This is a genomic window from Flavobacteriales bacterium (genome assembly GCA_025210295.1).
GTDB lineage: Bacteria > Bacteroidota > Bacteroidia > Flavobacteriales_D > Parvicellaceae > S010-51.
The window spans coordinates 101,622-116,816 of sequence record JAOASC010000040.1 but is presented as its reverse complement, the minus strand read 5'-3'; the positions used below and the strand labels follow the sequence as shown (position 1 = coordinate 116,816).

10 protein-coding genes are annotated in these 15,195 nt (G+C 33.3%); all 10 read left to right on the top strand.

Going from position 1 to position 15,195, the window contains the following annotated elements; genetic code table 11:
• On the top strand, positions 1 to 1,860 hold a 1,860-nt coding region (locus N4A35_11885; GenBank protein ID MCT4582111.1), incomplete at its 5' end, for a hypothetical protein.
• Positions 1,861 to 2,147: 287 nt separating this feature from the next.
• On the top strand, positions 2,148 to 3,962 hold the full coding sequence (locus tag N4A35_11880) for a fibrobacter succinogenes major paralogous domain-containing protein (protein MCT4582110.1): 1,815 nt from the start codon (positions 2,148 to 2,150) through the stop codon (positions 3,960 to 3,962).
• 111 nt (positions 3,963 to 4,073) lie between these two features.
• A complete protein-coding gene (locus N4A35_11875; protein MCT4582109.1) occupies positions 4,074 to 4,361 on the top strand; it encodes a hypothetical protein in 288 nt (95 codons plus the stop codon).
• Between the two features lie 206 nt (positions 4,362 to 4,567).
• Positions 4,568 to 6,922, top strand: coding sequence for a hypothetical protein (locus tag N4A35_11870; GenBank protein MCT4582108.1), 2,355 nt, complete (start codon positions 4,568 to 4,570; stop codon positions 6,920 to 6,922).
• Positions 6,923 to 6,957: 35 nt separating this feature from the next.
• Complete coding sequence (locus tag N4A35_11865; protein ID MCT4582107.1) at positions 6,958 to 7,461, top strand: hypothetical protein; 504 nt, start codon at positions 6,958 to 6,960, stop codon at positions 7,459 to 7,461.
• 13 nt (positions 7,462 to 7,474) lie between these two features.
• Positions 7,475 to 9,676, top strand: a complete 2,202-nt coding sequence (locus tag N4A35_11860; GenBank protein MCT4582106.1) for a tetratricopeptide repeat protein — start codon at positions 7,475 to 7,477, stop codon at positions 9,674 to 9,676.
• Positions 9,677 to 9,759: 83 nt separating this feature from the next.
• Entirely contained in the window at positions 9,760 to 11,961 is a 2,202-nt protein-coding gene (locus N4A35_11855) for a tetratricopeptide repeat protein (GenBank protein ID MCT4582105.1), read from the top strand.
• Positions 11,958 to 12,701, top strand: coding sequence for a LytTR family DNA-binding domain-containing protein (locus N4A35_11850; protein ID MCT4582104.1), 744 nt, complete (start codon positions 11,958 to 11,960; stop codon positions 12,699 to 12,701). Before N4A35_11855 ends, N4A35_11850 begins: the two co-directional genes overlap by 4 nt.
• A gap of 132 nt (positions 12,702 to 12,833) precedes the next feature.
• Entirely contained in the window at positions 12,834 to 13,400 is a 567-nt protein-coding gene (locus N4A35_11845) for a hypothetical protein (GenBank protein MCT4582103.1), read from the top strand.
• Between the two features lie 84 nt (positions 13,401 to 13,484).
• A complete protein-coding gene (locus N4A35_11840) occupies positions 13,485 to 15,176 on the top strand; it encodes an SBBP repeat-containing protein (protein MCT4582102.1) in 1,692 nt (563 codons plus the stop codon).
• Positions 15,177 to 15,195 lie beyond the last annotated feature (19 nt).

The window sequence follows — 15,195 nt, the reverse complement described above, 5'->3', positions numbered from 1 at the left end:
CCTCAGAATGAAATTCAAGATTTAAACTTAACAGGAAATAACTTAACCATTACCAACAACTCCACTCCTACTACAATCGATTTAAGCCCATATTTAGATAATACTGATGCCCAAACGCTTTCTTTATCTGGAAATACCTTAACAATTAGTAATGGAAATAATGTCACACTAACAGACAATGTTAATGATGCCGACAGTGACCCAACCAATGAAATCCAAACCATTGCTAAATCTGGAAGTACTGTTACGCTAAGTAATGGTGGTGGATCATTTACTGATGATGACACTCAATTAACTGAAGCTCAAGTGGATGCTTATGCTAACAACAATGGATACCTGACTTCTTTTACTGAAGTCGATGGTTCGGTTACCAATGAGTTACAAACACTATCTAGGTCTGGAACTACAGCTACACTTTCCAATGGTGGTGGATCCATCTCTATTAATGATGCAGATGCAAGTACAACCAATGAGTTACAAAACCTTTCTTTAAGTGGTACTACTTTGAGTATTAGCAGTGGTAACAATGTTAACCTAAGTGCTTTTAATGGTGATATTACTGGAGTAACTGCTGGTGTTGGATTAACGGGCGGAGGTTCAAATGGAGCTTTAACAATTAATGCTGCTGCTAATAATGGGATTACTGTTAACGCTGGAGCAGATAGAATCCAATTAGGGGGAGCTTTAGTTCAAAATACGACCATTACCCAAGGAAACTTCGGGATGACATACAACCTAAGTGGTACTGGTGACTTTACCATTCAAGATGCTGGGGTTAGTCACTTTCAAGTTGCTGACAATGGGCTTACTTTCTTTGGTGATGATGCTTATTGGAGAGATGGTAATACTGGCGGAACCAACCTAATGTCACTCGTAGACGATGGTGATGATGGGAGGTTAAGAATTTATGAAAATGGTGTGACTTCTGTTGACTTAGATGCCAACTCTCAATTTGTTTTCAATGAGCAAGGTTTGGATAGAGATTTTAGAGTGGAATCTGATGCTAATGCCAATATGTTTAGAGTAGATGCTGGTTTAAATAGAGTTACTGTTGGAAGTGCTGCAACAGCAGGGACATTTAACGTTACTGGAAACTCATACCATTCTGATGATATTTACCTTAGAGATGGAGCTGTAAATGGTGGAGATATTCTAGTCCGTATATTTGACTCATCTGATGATGGTATTATTGACGTGTATCAAAACAACGCTATGAACCATAGAATTCATGGTAACGGTACAACTATTTTTAATGAGCAGGGATTAAATTTAGATTTTAGAGTAGAATCTGATGGTAACGCAGCCATGTTATTTGTTGACGCTAGCACCAATAGAGTTGGATTAGGAACCACTGGTCCATCTAGAACTTTAGACGTCAATGGTAATGCAAGAATTAGAACTATTCCATCTACAACTTCTTCTACTGTAACGCCACTTTATACTGATGCAAGTGGGAACATCTACAAGAAAAATAGTAGTGCTGCTTCTTGGGCTACAGCTGACTATGATAGTGGTTGGTTTACGATGAACTCCCAAGCAGGTACAGCTTCATTTCAGCAAAGAACCCATGGTTTAGGAGCTTACCCATCTAAAGTACTCGTACTGGTAAGAGCTACAAGTGGGAATAATAATGGCTATATTTTTGAGGCCTCTGGCGTTGCTCAAGGTGACGATGATGATGACAATCATTATGGGGGTGTATTATATGCTTATAACACTTCTACAGTAAGATTATGGGCTCCTGATCGAAATAACGGAAACTCTCACGGTAGGATAATTAGTATTAACGACGGATGGGGTGGAGAACAAAACACTCAACTTTCTAACTCAGCTCAAGTAAGAGTACTATGCTGGCGTTAATTCACCCATTCAATAGGATAAAAAAACAGCTATAATTAATTGTTATAGCTGTTTTTTTTTGTGCTTTTGTATAAAGACTTTCACATCAATCGCTAAATTCTTTGATACTGGTTAAAGTATTATATCGTCGTTTAACTAGCCTTATTGTTTGTTGACCTAAAATACCATACAAATTGAAAGTTTTCGCCTTAAATTATCGTTCTAAATGAATAACCAACCATAATAAATAAACTTTAATGATTCAGGTAATATTTCCATAAAGTTTTTTATCAATAAAGCCAAACATTATGCTACGTATTTTAACCGCTCTCTTAGGAACTATTTTAATTATCCCACTTAATTTTATTGCTCAAAACAATGTAGGAATAGGAACATCCCATCCTAATCCTCAAGCTATTTTGGATATTGAATCTACCGATAAAGGCGTTTTAATCTCTAGGTTAACAACTACAGCTCGAAATACTTTAGGTACTGCGTTAACCAATGCCGAAGATGGAATGTTAGTTTATGATAAAGACTTAACAACTTTTTTCTATTGGGACGGGCCTAATTTACAATGGGTTCAAGTGGGAAGTGGCACGGGTGATAACTGGGGGACACAAGTCGTACAAACTGCTGGAGCAAATATCTCTGGTGATGGTACTGTCGGAAATCCATTGACAGTGACTGATAATGACAATGATCCCAACAATGAAATTGAATTACCAGCTACTGCTAACAATGGTGAAGTTTTAACTTGGAATGGAACCAACTGGATTCCTCAAGCTGCGCCATCTGGTGCTGACAATTGGGGAACAGCTGTCGTCAATAGTAATGGGACAAATATTTCTGGAGATGGAACAACTGCCAATCCTTTAACAGTTACAGAAGTAGACGGTGATATCACCAACGAGATTCAAGACTTATCGTTGAATACAGCTACCAATATTTTATCTATCACCAATAATAGTAATGCCAGTAACATTGATTTAACACCTTACTTGGATAATACCGACGCCCAAACGCTTTCGCTTACTGGAAATACATTAACCATTAGTAATGGAAATAATGTAACGCTTACTGACAATGTTAATGATGCAGACGCTGATCCTAGTAATGAAATAGAGTTACCTACAGGCGGAAACAACGGACAAGTTTTATCGACCAATGGAAGTGGGGAATACACTTGGGTTGATGATGATGCTGGGACAGATAATCAAAATATTAATGGGAGCAGTCTAAATGGCACTACATTAACGATAGGCATAGAAAGAGGAAGCAGTGAAACCGTCAATTTAAGTCCATTACAAGACAACTTAGGAAATCATACTGCAACACAGAATATTAATTTAACAACCAATAAGTTAGTAGGAAATGGCGGCAATACCGGAATTTCAATTCAAAATGATGGTCATACTAAAATAGAAAATCTACCACAATACAGCTTAGCAACTGACCGTAAGCATGTAGTTGCTGATAATTCCGGAAACTTACACAGTGTTTCATTTATAGAATTACGTTGTGCATTGGGAATACCTACCGAAGTTAGTGATGTAATGAATCCTACAACTGGGAGGACATGGATGGATCGTAATTTAGGTGCAAGTAGAATTGCGATCACCAGAACTGATGAATTAGCTTATGGTGACTTGTATCAGTGGGGTAGAGATTCAGATGGTCATCATTGTCGGAATAGCTCTTCAACAAACACCAATTCAAGTACGAGCAATCCTAGTCATGGAGACTTTGTAATCGAGACAACTACTCCATTTGATTGGAGAGTTCCTCAAAATAATAATTTATGGCAGGGAGTCAATGGTATCAACAACCCTTGCCCAAAAGGTTATCGCCTCCCCACAGCTACGGAATTAAATGAAGAGCGCTTAAGTTGGTCTGGCGGGAATAACAGTGTAGGTGCATTTGGTTCTCCATTAAAATTCACAACAGCAGGTTATCGCGACCCTAGCAATGGAGCGATTAATTACATTGGAAATATTGGTTACTATTGGTCGAGTACAATCACTGGTTTAAGTAGTCGATGTCTATCTATTTATAATACTTCAGCTGGGATTGACACCTACAATCGTGCAACAGGTTTTTCCGTACGTTGCATTAAAAACTAATCAAGATAGATGATCAATTTCAAAAAATGTTACCAATGAGATTCCTACATCATTTATTATAAATAACAGCGCTATTCATCTAAAAAAAGCAATTAAAACCTACTCCTTAACATGATAAAAAAAGAAAAAAATTATATAGAAAAACTTGTCAACTATTTTGAAGAAAATCGCTTTGGAGCAATGACGCTAATGATCACTTTTCAAAGCTGTTACGGCTCTGTTGCAGCGATGTTAGCACTGATGCATAACGCTATGATTATTTTAACTATTTGTACACTCGTTACAATGGCATCAAATGCTACATTTATTGCACAAAGTCCAGCTCAATGGTGTGTGAGCATGTTTAGTTTTAGCGTCATTACCAATTCTTTACTTTTATTGATATGCTTGATGATCTAGTAGCTTATATGGCTCTTGAACAGGAATGCTAATTGATTTTCCTTAACTAGCTCAATATACACATTGGATTAACTCCAAATTAAAGCAATTAGCCTTAACTCGGCTATATATATAACACATTTTGTTAAACAAGTAGTCGACTTTTCAACTATATCGGTAACTTTTAGCATAATTTATGTTATACTAGCGTGTAGATTTAACTAAATATGCGCTTATTTATACTTTTGCTTTTTTCGATTTCACTCTTTAGTTCCTTTTGGGGACAAAATGTAATGCTTTCTTCAGAAGAGAGAGCATATCTATATCATGTTGCCGAGAAAAGCCCCACACTCAAGCGAACAATTGGGGACTTATTTCTCTACAAAGGAGATACTGTCTATTTTAAGTTTAAAACCAACAAACGTTTAGACTCCATTGTAGATTTTGACTCTATTGAACAACACATCATCTATGAACCCTCTCTTCTAGAAATCAATTCATACGAATTTTCAACAGTCGAAAAGGGGCTTTTAGCAGAATTAGCCTCCAAACTTGCATTACAATCTTTATATAGGGAGTTAAAACGAAAAGATGAAATAAAGGTAGAAGGCATCTCTAATAAAGTTTATCTTCATTTTATAGAAAAGTTAACGGCCGAACTGCCACGTAAAGCAACGAGGTATCGAAATGAAAAAGATGAACCCACCTCTAAAGTTATTGAATTATTGGATCCTAATCTTTCTTTCTTTGAACGTGCGAATCAATTAAAGGAACTAGAAAACTTTAAGCTTGTAGAACAGCAGCAAATTATGGATGCAATTTATAAAGCTACTCAACTCTATATCCAAGAGAAAGGAGAAGAATACTATCGTAAAATTGGAGGAAAAGAAGAATTTTATAGTTATCTACAAGCAGTTGGTGATGGGAGTTCAACATCTGGTTTACTGAACGAAAGAGAGTTAATTTCTGAAGGGAGAAACAAAATTGGGAAACCTAAAGGTATTGGTTTATTTACGTATGAGACTGACTTTAAAACTCATAAGGGAAATCACCAAGCACTAACTCCTAAACAATCTGTTGCTAACGATTTTAATGCGATAAAAAAAGACCTAACCAATATTCATTTAAGTATGTGGGGGTTTAATAAACGCCTCCAAACAACAGTTGTTATTCGTAATAAAGACTCTGTTTATTTACTCTATGCATCCAAAATCAACAAAGAGTTAACTCCTGATACAACATTCGGATCTGGAAGTACAGTTCACAGTATTATATATAAACTAGAAAACAAAAGTATTCCCGATCTAGATGAATTGATTAATGGTAAAACAGGATTAAGGTTTAAACTTGAAGAGGCAAAAGAAGCTAAAGCGCTTAACCTTATGAAAATTAAAGAAACAGAATTTGAATTAAAATCTGGGTCACAAAAAAATCATAAACTAAAGAAAAAAAATAAGATCGTCACTAGAGAGAATGGTAGAGATATGACGAAAAACACTAAAGGAGAAATTAAACGTCTACAAAACAAGTTAGCCAACTTAATTAGTCGACAAGCTCAAATTGAAAAAATATTGGCAAATGCAGAAGCCAACTTAAGAGAAGAAGAAGAGCGTTTACAGCGTTTTCGAGATCGTTTATTTGAGTTAAAAGGGTTCATTGATGGAAAACGTTTACCTTACACTCAATTTGGTTATATCTATACTTTTGCCGATGGTTGTACCTTTAACAGTTATACGCAAAACTTTAAAATTCCAGCTGATTTAAAAATTGAAGATTTTTCTATTCGACTAATCACAATAGGTCCAGACGCAATGAGCGACCGTGTAGATGAAATACAATTACTATCTAACGTTACTAGAGGAATTCCAGAGGACATTATCCCCCACCCTTTTGAATTGAGTTTTAATGATGTATTTGATACAGACAAATACCAACTAAAAGATTTTTATATTGATGAAACTGAACGTTTTGAATTAAGTAAACTACTGTATCAATCTCTACTCTTAAAGAAACCATTATTGTTTGCTGTTAAGGGACAAGGTGTCGGTAAAATGGAGCAAGGAAAGTTGATACCAAGTACAGCAAAAGAATTAGATGCATACCCAGGAGAAACAGAAGAAGAACAAGCCCTTGCTAAACAACAGAATGAATTTAAACAATTGCGTAGTACACACTTAAAATTTTCAGAAAACGAAGAACATATCATACTAGACATTCAAAGTTTTACTGATCCCGTTAAATCTAACTTTTCGAAAAAAAATATAGCTGTACAACCTATTAAAGAAAAATATCAATTAACAGAAAACCAAACGTTAAGTATTTTTAGGTCTTATTCTGTTTTAGAGAAATTTTATGGAGAACTTTTAAGAGCTGCTAATTTTCATTTTCAGGGTAAAGAGAAAGAAAAGTTATTAGGCTCACTTAAAAAAACATTTGAAAAAACAAACTTAATGGCTGGAGAGAAAAAAATCAACGCTAAAGAAATTGAAGCTATTATTCACACTGAAATGTCATACTATGAAATTAAAATGGCTCAGTTCAAAATTGAAGAAGATAAAATAAAGACACTGTTGGAGTTTTGATTATACGATTATTATACGCTTTATTTTTTTGCTTTTTGATTGCATGTACTGACAGTGATGAAAAAGAGCATTACAATAAGTATTCTTGTAAAAATGTAACCACAATACAGTCTATAGATTCAACAGAAAATTTTCTTGCCCTAGTGAACTCTAATCATCTTTATTATTTAAAAAATTCTTACATTAATCATTTAGATAAAAGTCTTGATAATTGGAATAGGATTGATTCAAATATCATAGACTCTTTGCTTATAATAAAACGATTTAGAGGCTGTGATTCGAATGGATCTCAATGCTTGAATATTGAAAAATATACTTTGTGGGAAAATAAAATAATAAGTTTTGAAGGAGTTGGTTCGGGATACATGGCGGACATTGATTTTCAATACGATAAAAAAGGAAGAATTCATAAATATATTGACGTTCATACTATTTATAAATTCTTTTACTTTAAAAACATTCTAAAAGAAGTTGTTAAATTTGAAAAAGATAATGGTAATGAAATAGCTGTAGAAAAGTTTACTTTTACATCTTGCTAACCTAGTTTACTTTATGAGACCCTTTATAAACATACTTTTAAAACTCTTTTTTATAGCTTATTTAATAGCTCCTATTCAATCATTCTCTCAATCCAACGAAATTGACAGTCTAAAAGGAGTCTTAGAAAAGTATGTTTCAAAAGATACGAGTAGAGTTAATGTTCTATACAGTTTAGCGTTTGCTTCTTTCAATATTGATGAAACTGCAACAAGAACATATTTAGATGAAGTACGACATTTAAGTGATAGTTTAGACTATACACTTGGAAAAGCGAAACTAAACTATCTAGAAGGCATTCTGCAAAATAGAAGATCAAACATAGCAGAAAGCATCAAATTATTCGAAAAATCTTTAGAACATTATCAATCGATAAATGATGAAAAGGGAATCGCCGCTGTATATTCTGCTTTTGGAATAACACATTATTCGCTTTCTGAAAACGAAAAAGCACTAGAAAATTATAAAAAAGCCTCTTTAATTTATGAAAAAAATAGTAACGAAAGAGAGTTGATTAACACCCTAATAAATGTAGGAAACGTATATACAAACTTAGGTCGATATGATGAGGCTATAGAAAATTATAAAAAAGCGCTATTTAGATGCGAAAAATCTAACAAAGAAGCTTCTAAATCTAGCGTATATACCTCTTTGGGAGCGGTATACAGATACCAAGGTAATTATCCCCTTGCCATAGCATATTACACCAAATCATTAGCATACAATCAAAAGATACACGACACACTTAGAATAGCTAAAAACTTAAGCAACTTAGGTGATGCTTACACTGCTTCTGACAATTATGATAAGGGGTTAGAATACAGTTTAGAGTCCTTAAAATATTCTAAAAAAATTGGTAATAGAAGTCTAACGAATAATATTACAATTCTTCTTGGGAATATCTACATGAATAAACATCAATATGAAAAGTCACTTCAATACTATTATGAATCACTAAAAATAAGTGAGGAAATAAACCACATTGACCAAAAAGCGATGAGTTTATATAATATTGGTGAGATCTATCTAATATTAAAAAAACCTTTAATAGCTAGAGAAAAATTTATTGAAGCAAGGGATACGGGTAATGAGATCGATTACAAACGCCTTTTGTCCTATAGTCTACTAGGAATTGCAGAATCATATATTTTAGAGAGTGCATATCAGACTGCACTCCCTTACGCTTTAGAAGGTAAAGCATATGCACTGGAACTCAATATGCTAGAGCCTCAAAAAAAAGCTGAAGAACTATTATCTTTTATCTATGAACATACAGGAGACTATCAAAATGCGTTAGAAAGTCATCAACTCTATAAAACACTAAATGATAGTCTATTCAATAAAGAAAATATTCAAAAAATAACGCAGTTGGAGTATGAATATAAATATAAGAATCAATTAGAAAACGCTAAAAACAATGAATTAAGGCTAACCGAAACCGTTAAAGTGACTTCTTCCAATCTAGAAAAAACACAAGGTAATCTATTGTTAGGTATTATTATCTTTTTATTAGTGACCATTATTCTTGGGATTATTATTTTCTATTTAAGAGTTCGAAATGTGAAGTCTGAAACTCAAAACATTATTACAGAACAACGCTTATTGCGTTCTCAAATGACACCTCACTTTATTTTTAATGCTTTATCTGTTTTACAAGGAATTATTTTAAATAAAGAAAATAAAAAAGCCGTCTCTTACCTTTCTAAATTTTCTAAACTCCTTCGTGTTACTTTAGAAAATTCGAGAGACCAAATGGTAGCTTTAAACCAAGAGTTAATCGCTATTGAAAACTACATTAGCCTCCAAAATATAGAAGTAGAAACTCCTTATAATTATTCATTAATGGTAGATGCTAACATTGATAAAGACCAATTTTACATCCCTCCTATGCTTATTCAACCATTTATTGAAAATGCCATTGAACATGGATTTATCAATCATAAAGGAGAAAAAGAAATAACTATTATTTTAAATTATACCAACAAAGTATTAACTTGTACAATCAAAGATAACGGTATTGGTATTGAAGCTCAAAAAATCAATAGTAATCAAAATAAAAAATCGCTATCTACAGCTATAACAACTGAACGTTTGGAACTTCTTTCTAGAAACACCAAGCATAAAGGTTCTATCCGTATCGATGATCGAAAAAAGTACGATGAACAGGGCACACAGGTTACCTTGATTATCCCCTATAGAATAGAAGTTCCCCAATAATAAAGTTACTGATAGCAGAAAACTCTTCAAAACAAAGTGTAAATAACACTTTTGGTTTTATTGAACAAACAGCAATGAAAAGCATGACAACAATTAGAGGCTCAATTATCTACCCCTTGTGTTTATTTCTTTTTTATTCAAGTATTTATGCACAAAATGATATTCTAGATAGCTTAGAACATAAACTAGCTCTTCATCCAGAAGAAGATACCATAAGAGTGGAGTTACTCAATACACTTGCCCACCATTACCGTAGGCATGATATCACAATTGCGGAACAAAAATGTAAGGAAGCTCATCAATTAGCCACAGCTATAAACGACAAAAAAGGGTTGGCTAAAAACACCTTGATTTTAAGTAAAATACACCTTTCTAAATCTGAGTTTAATGAGGCCAAGAAAATTGCACTCCTATCTCTTGAACAGTACAAAAAAATTGGACGCAATAATGCTAAAGGACTTATTGCTGCATACAATACTTTAGGCATGCTTGCCAACTACCAAAACGCTTCAGATACTGCTGTTATTTATTTTACTGAAGCAATGCATATTGCAGAAAAAAGTAATCAACTAAGGAGTCAAGGAGACATGTTAAACAACATAGGAGTAACCTATTATTCCAAAGGAGAATTAGATGATGCTTTAACCTATTTCAAAAAGTCAATACAAGTAGACGAGCAATTAGGAGATGATAAACGAAAAGCTACATGCTTTAATAATATTGCTATTATCTACTCTATACAAGGAAGGTATTCAGAAGCTCTTGAGCTATACAATGAAATATTAGACCAATATAAAAAAGGGAACAAAAGGTCGAAAATCGCTTCTACCTGTCAAAACATAGGTATTGTTTATTCTGAAATGGAACAACACCAAAAAGCTTTAGAATATTTTGAAAAAGCTTACGAGATTTATAATGAATTAGAAGACAAACTCAATTCTGCTAAAGTATTAAACAGTATTGGAAATGCTCTAGTAGAATTAAAGAACTACGATAAAGGAATAAAGATTTTGAATCAAGCACTTCAGTTAAATCAAGAAGTTCAAAATAATGAAGCACTTATTGCTAGTCATAATACTATTGGAAAAGTAAGAATTTGGTTAAATCAACCTTTATTGGCCCTAGAGCATTTTGAAGCTTCATTGGCCTTAAGTGAAGCAGCTAATGACCGTCGAAATATTGGATTATCTCAGATCAATTTAGGAGATATTCACCTCATACTAAAAAACTACGATGCTTCATTGGAGCATGCGCTCAAAGGAAAAGAAATTGTAGATGATTTAGAAATGCTTGCCGAACAGGTATTGGTGAATGAAATTCTCTCAAAAGTTTATGAACAACAAGGAGATTTGAAAAACGCTGTCACACACTTCAAACAATTCAAAATACTAAATGACAGCTTATTTAATAAAGAAAATATTCAAAAAATAACGCAATTAGAATATGAATACAAATATAAAAACCAACTAGAAAAAGCTAAAAATAAAGAAATCAAACTAACTGAAACTGTAAAAACAACTACATCTGACTTAAAAAAAACACAACATAACCTATTATTAGGAATTATTATCTTTTTATCAGTCACCATTATCCTTGGGATGATCATTTTTTATTTAAGAGTTCGAAATGTGAAATCTGAAACTCAAAATATTATTACAGAACAACGCTTATTGCGTTCTCAAATGACACCTCACTTTATTTTTAATGCTTTATCTGTTTTACAAGGTATTATCTTAAATCAGGAAAACAAAAAAGCAGTTTCATACCTTTCTAAATTTTCTAAACTGCTTCGTGTTACTTTAGAAAATTCGAGAGAGCAAATGGTTTCTTTAAACCAAGAATTAATCGCTATTGAAAACTATATTAACCTCCAAAATATAGAGGTTGACATCCCATATAATTATTCAATAACAGTAGATTCTAAAATCGATAAAGAACGATTTTACATCCCTCCTATGCTTCTCCAGCCTTTTATTGAGAATACGATTGAACATGGATTTGTTAACCATAATGGAGAAAAAGAGATAACTATTGCTTTAAATTATACTGACAAAGCCTTAACTTGCACGATTAAAGATAATGGAATTGGAATTGATGCACAAAAAAACAGTAGCAATCAAAATAAGAAATCGTTATCCACAGCTATTACGACTGAGCGTTTGGAATTTCTTTCTAGAAATACAAAACACAAAGGTTCTATCCGTATAGAAGATCGAAAAAAGTATGATGAACAAGGTACACTTGTAACATTAAACATACCATATAAAATTGATGTTAACCAATGAAAGCATTATTAGTAGAAGATAAAGCCTATATCCGAAAAGGGTTATTAAACTTATTGACGTTGATAGAAACCAATGTAGAAGTAATTGGAGAATGTGAATCGGTAAAGGAAGCAGTAGTTGTTGCCAATGCTTGTAAACCCGATTTAATATTTCTTGACATCAACCTTACAGACGGTACTGCCTTTGATTTTTTAAGTCAAACTGAACAACTTAACTTTAAGGTTATTTTTATCACAGCTTACGAAGAATATGCCTTAAAAGCTTTAAAAATTGGAGCAGTAGACTACTTACTCAAACCTGTTGATATTGACGAGTTAGCAACCGCTTTAAAAAAGGTTGGAGAACTTTCTATACCACAGCAACAACAACAAATCAAAACAGTTCAACAAGTTTGGAACAATACCGATGATAAAATCATTCTATCATTACACGATAGTTTTCAGGTTGTGAAACTCAACGAATTAGTCTATTGTGAATCAGATAAAGGTTATACAACATTTTATTGTAGCAACAATAAAAAATATGTCGTTTCTAAAACATTAAAAGAGTTTGAACCCCAATTGTTAAAAGCCAATTTTACAAGACCACATCAATCGTTTATCGTTAACTTAAATTTTATTGACAAATACGATAAATCTGGTGCTATCTATTTAAAAAATGGGAAAACTATTCCTGTTTCCTCTCGTAAAAAAGATGCTTTTTTAGCTAAACTATTGAATAAATCTAACGCTAACAACTAAGAGAATCGTTAGATTTCTATCAAAACTTTACGGTTATTGATTCAATATCGACGGATATTGATTGCGTATTTTCTTCCCTACTGTTCTCAACTATATTTGGTTTAATTATTAAGACTAAATCAAACAACAGACATGAGAACAGTTAACTTATCAATTATCTTCGCTCTATTCATCACCCTATTATCTTGTGGAGGAAGTACAAGCAATCAAACTGCAAATGCAGAAGGTTTTACGGCTATTGAAAAAGCAATAAAAGAACAATTTGGAAACGATGCCTTCTTTACAAATTTAACAATCACTTATAATTCGTCTATCGGAAACATTATAGGTGTTACAGTTACTAAAGCTCCCGAATCTTTAAAAATGGAGCAATGGAATTTAACGCAAGACAATTGGCAACAAAATTCGGACATTACTATTGAAATTCCTGAAGGAACTCAAGCTGCTGATTTTATGTTTCAGTTAAATGACAACATTAACCTTACTAAATTGGGGGAATTAGTTGAACAATCTAAAAAACAATTAGAAGCAGATAAAGCATTAAAAAACACTCAACTATACAACGCTTTTATCAAGTTCCCAGATAATGGAGATATGAACCATGCTGAGTATACAGTTATGCTTCAACCTGAAAATGGAGGAACAACATTTACATACTCCTATAAACTAAATGGCGAGCTTATAAACATGGACTACTAATAAATCCAACCCTCTCTTTTTCAAAATGCGCTATAAGGGGAAAACCTAAATAATTTTTTAAGAATAATCAAAACAATATAATACATGAAAAAAACATTACTCACAACACTAACTTTCCTTATTTCATTAATTAACGCCACTGCTCAAAATTATGAATGGGCAAAGGGTGTTCCTAGCGCTGGTTCAAGTGTAGGAAAATCAATCACCTATGATGCAGCTGGAAATGTTTATGTTACAGGGGGGTTCTATGGTACAGTAGATTTTGACCCTGGAACGGGAGTTTCCAATTTAACCTCAAATGGCTCTTCTGATATTTATATATTGAAATTGGATGCCATGGGTAATTTTGTTTGGGTCAAACAAATTGGAGGAACAGCACTAGATCAAGCAAATGCAATTCATATTGATAAAGGAGGTGATATTTATGTTACTGGTTTCTTTTCCGATTCCGTTGATTTTAATCCAGGGACAGACGCCTTAGATTTAATAGCCAATGGTGCAAAAGAGATCTTTGCTTTAAAACTAAATTCTCTAGGAGATTTTGGTTGGGCCAAACAATTTGGAGGCATAGAAAATGATGAGGGTTATGATATCACGGTAGATGCTAACCGATTTGTTTATGTTACAGGAATCTTTTCTAATACTGTAGATTTTGATCCAGGAGCTTCGGTCAATAACTTAACATCTGATGGAGGATATGATGGATTTGTACTTAAATTACTTCCATCTGGAGACTTAAATTGGGTAAAAAAAGTTGGAGGAACTCATAGTGATGACCGGTCTTTTGCTATAGCTTTAGATGCAAATAATAATGTTTATACAACAGGATATTTTAGAACTACAGTAGATTTTGATCCAAGTGCTGCAACAGTAAATTTGACTTCAAATGGAATGCGAGATTGCTATATCTTAAAGTTTGATTCAAATGGTAATTTCATTTGGGTTAAAAGTATTGGAGGAGGCTTCCAAGATTCAGGAAATGATATCGAAATAGATGATTCAGGAAATGCTTATGTAACAGGGCAATTTCAGTACACTGTAGATTTTGATCCAGGTTCAAACACAAGCAATTTAGTTTCTAGTGGAATTCTAGACGCTTTTATACTAAAGTTAGATGCTACAGGTAATTTTGTTTGGGCAAAAAATTATGGAGGAACGAGTTTAGAAAACTCAACATCAATTAGCTTAGACGGAGATGGAAATATCTACACTACTGGAAACTTTTACGAAACGGCTGATTTTGATCCAGGAACTGGTTCTGTAAATCTCACTGCAACAGCTTCTAGTTCTGATATTTTTATCTTAAAACTAAATCCAACAGGAGACTATGTATGGGCTGGAAAAATTGGTGAACTGGGTGATGATATTGGCTATGCTATTACAGTAGATGACGCTTGTAATATCTATAGTACAGGAGTTTATTTTGATACCGCTGACTTTGACCCTGGAACAGGAACTAGCTTGCTTACCAATACAGGTGTTGGCCATATGTATGCTTTAAAACTAAGCTGTACTTTGATTAGTAGCGAAATAGCTCAAAATAATTTCTATACTGCTCCCCTACTCTTATATCCTAATCCAGCAACTTCAGCAATCACAATTGACTATGAAAAAAAGATCGAGAAAATTATTGTTCTTGACATAACCGGAAAAACAGTAAAATCATTGTCTACAGAAAACAAAACAATTGATTTATCTGATTTAGTAAATGGGACTTATTTCTTGCAAGTACATGCTAATGCTTCAATCATTACTACAAAGTTTATTAAAGAATAATAGACATCAATAATGCTTT

Coding starts and splice junctions, on each gene's coding strand:
- N4A35_11860 (MCT4582106.1), top strand. CDS start 7,475: ATGAGACCCTTTATAAACATACTTTTAAAACTCTTTTTTATAGCTTAT.
- N4A35_11855 (MCT4582105.1), top strand. CDS start 9,760: ATGACAACAATTAGAGGCTCAATTATCTACCCCTTGTGTTTATTTCTT.
- N4A35_11840 (MCT4582102.1), top strand. CDS start 13,485: ATGAAAAAAACATTACTCACAACACTAACTTTCCTTATTTCATTAATT.
- N4A35_11850 (MCT4582104.1), top strand. CDS start 11,958: ATGAAAGCATTATTAGTAGAAGATAAAGCCTATATCCGAAAAGGGTTA.
- N4A35_11880 (MCT4582110.1), top strand. CDS start 2,148: ATGCTACGTATTTTAACCGCTCTCTTAGGAACTATTTTAATTATCCCA.
- N4A35_11875 (MCT4582109.1), top strand. CDS start 4,074: ATGATAAAAAAAGAAAAAAATTATATAGAAAAACTTGTCAACTATTTT.
- N4A35_11845 (MCT4582103.1), top strand. CDS start 12,834: ATGAGAACAGTTAACTTATCAATTATCTTCGCTCTATTCATCACCCTA.
- N4A35_11870 (MCT4582108.1), top strand. CDS start 4,568: ATGCGCTTATTTATACTTTTGCTTTTTTCGATTTCACTCTTTAGTTCC.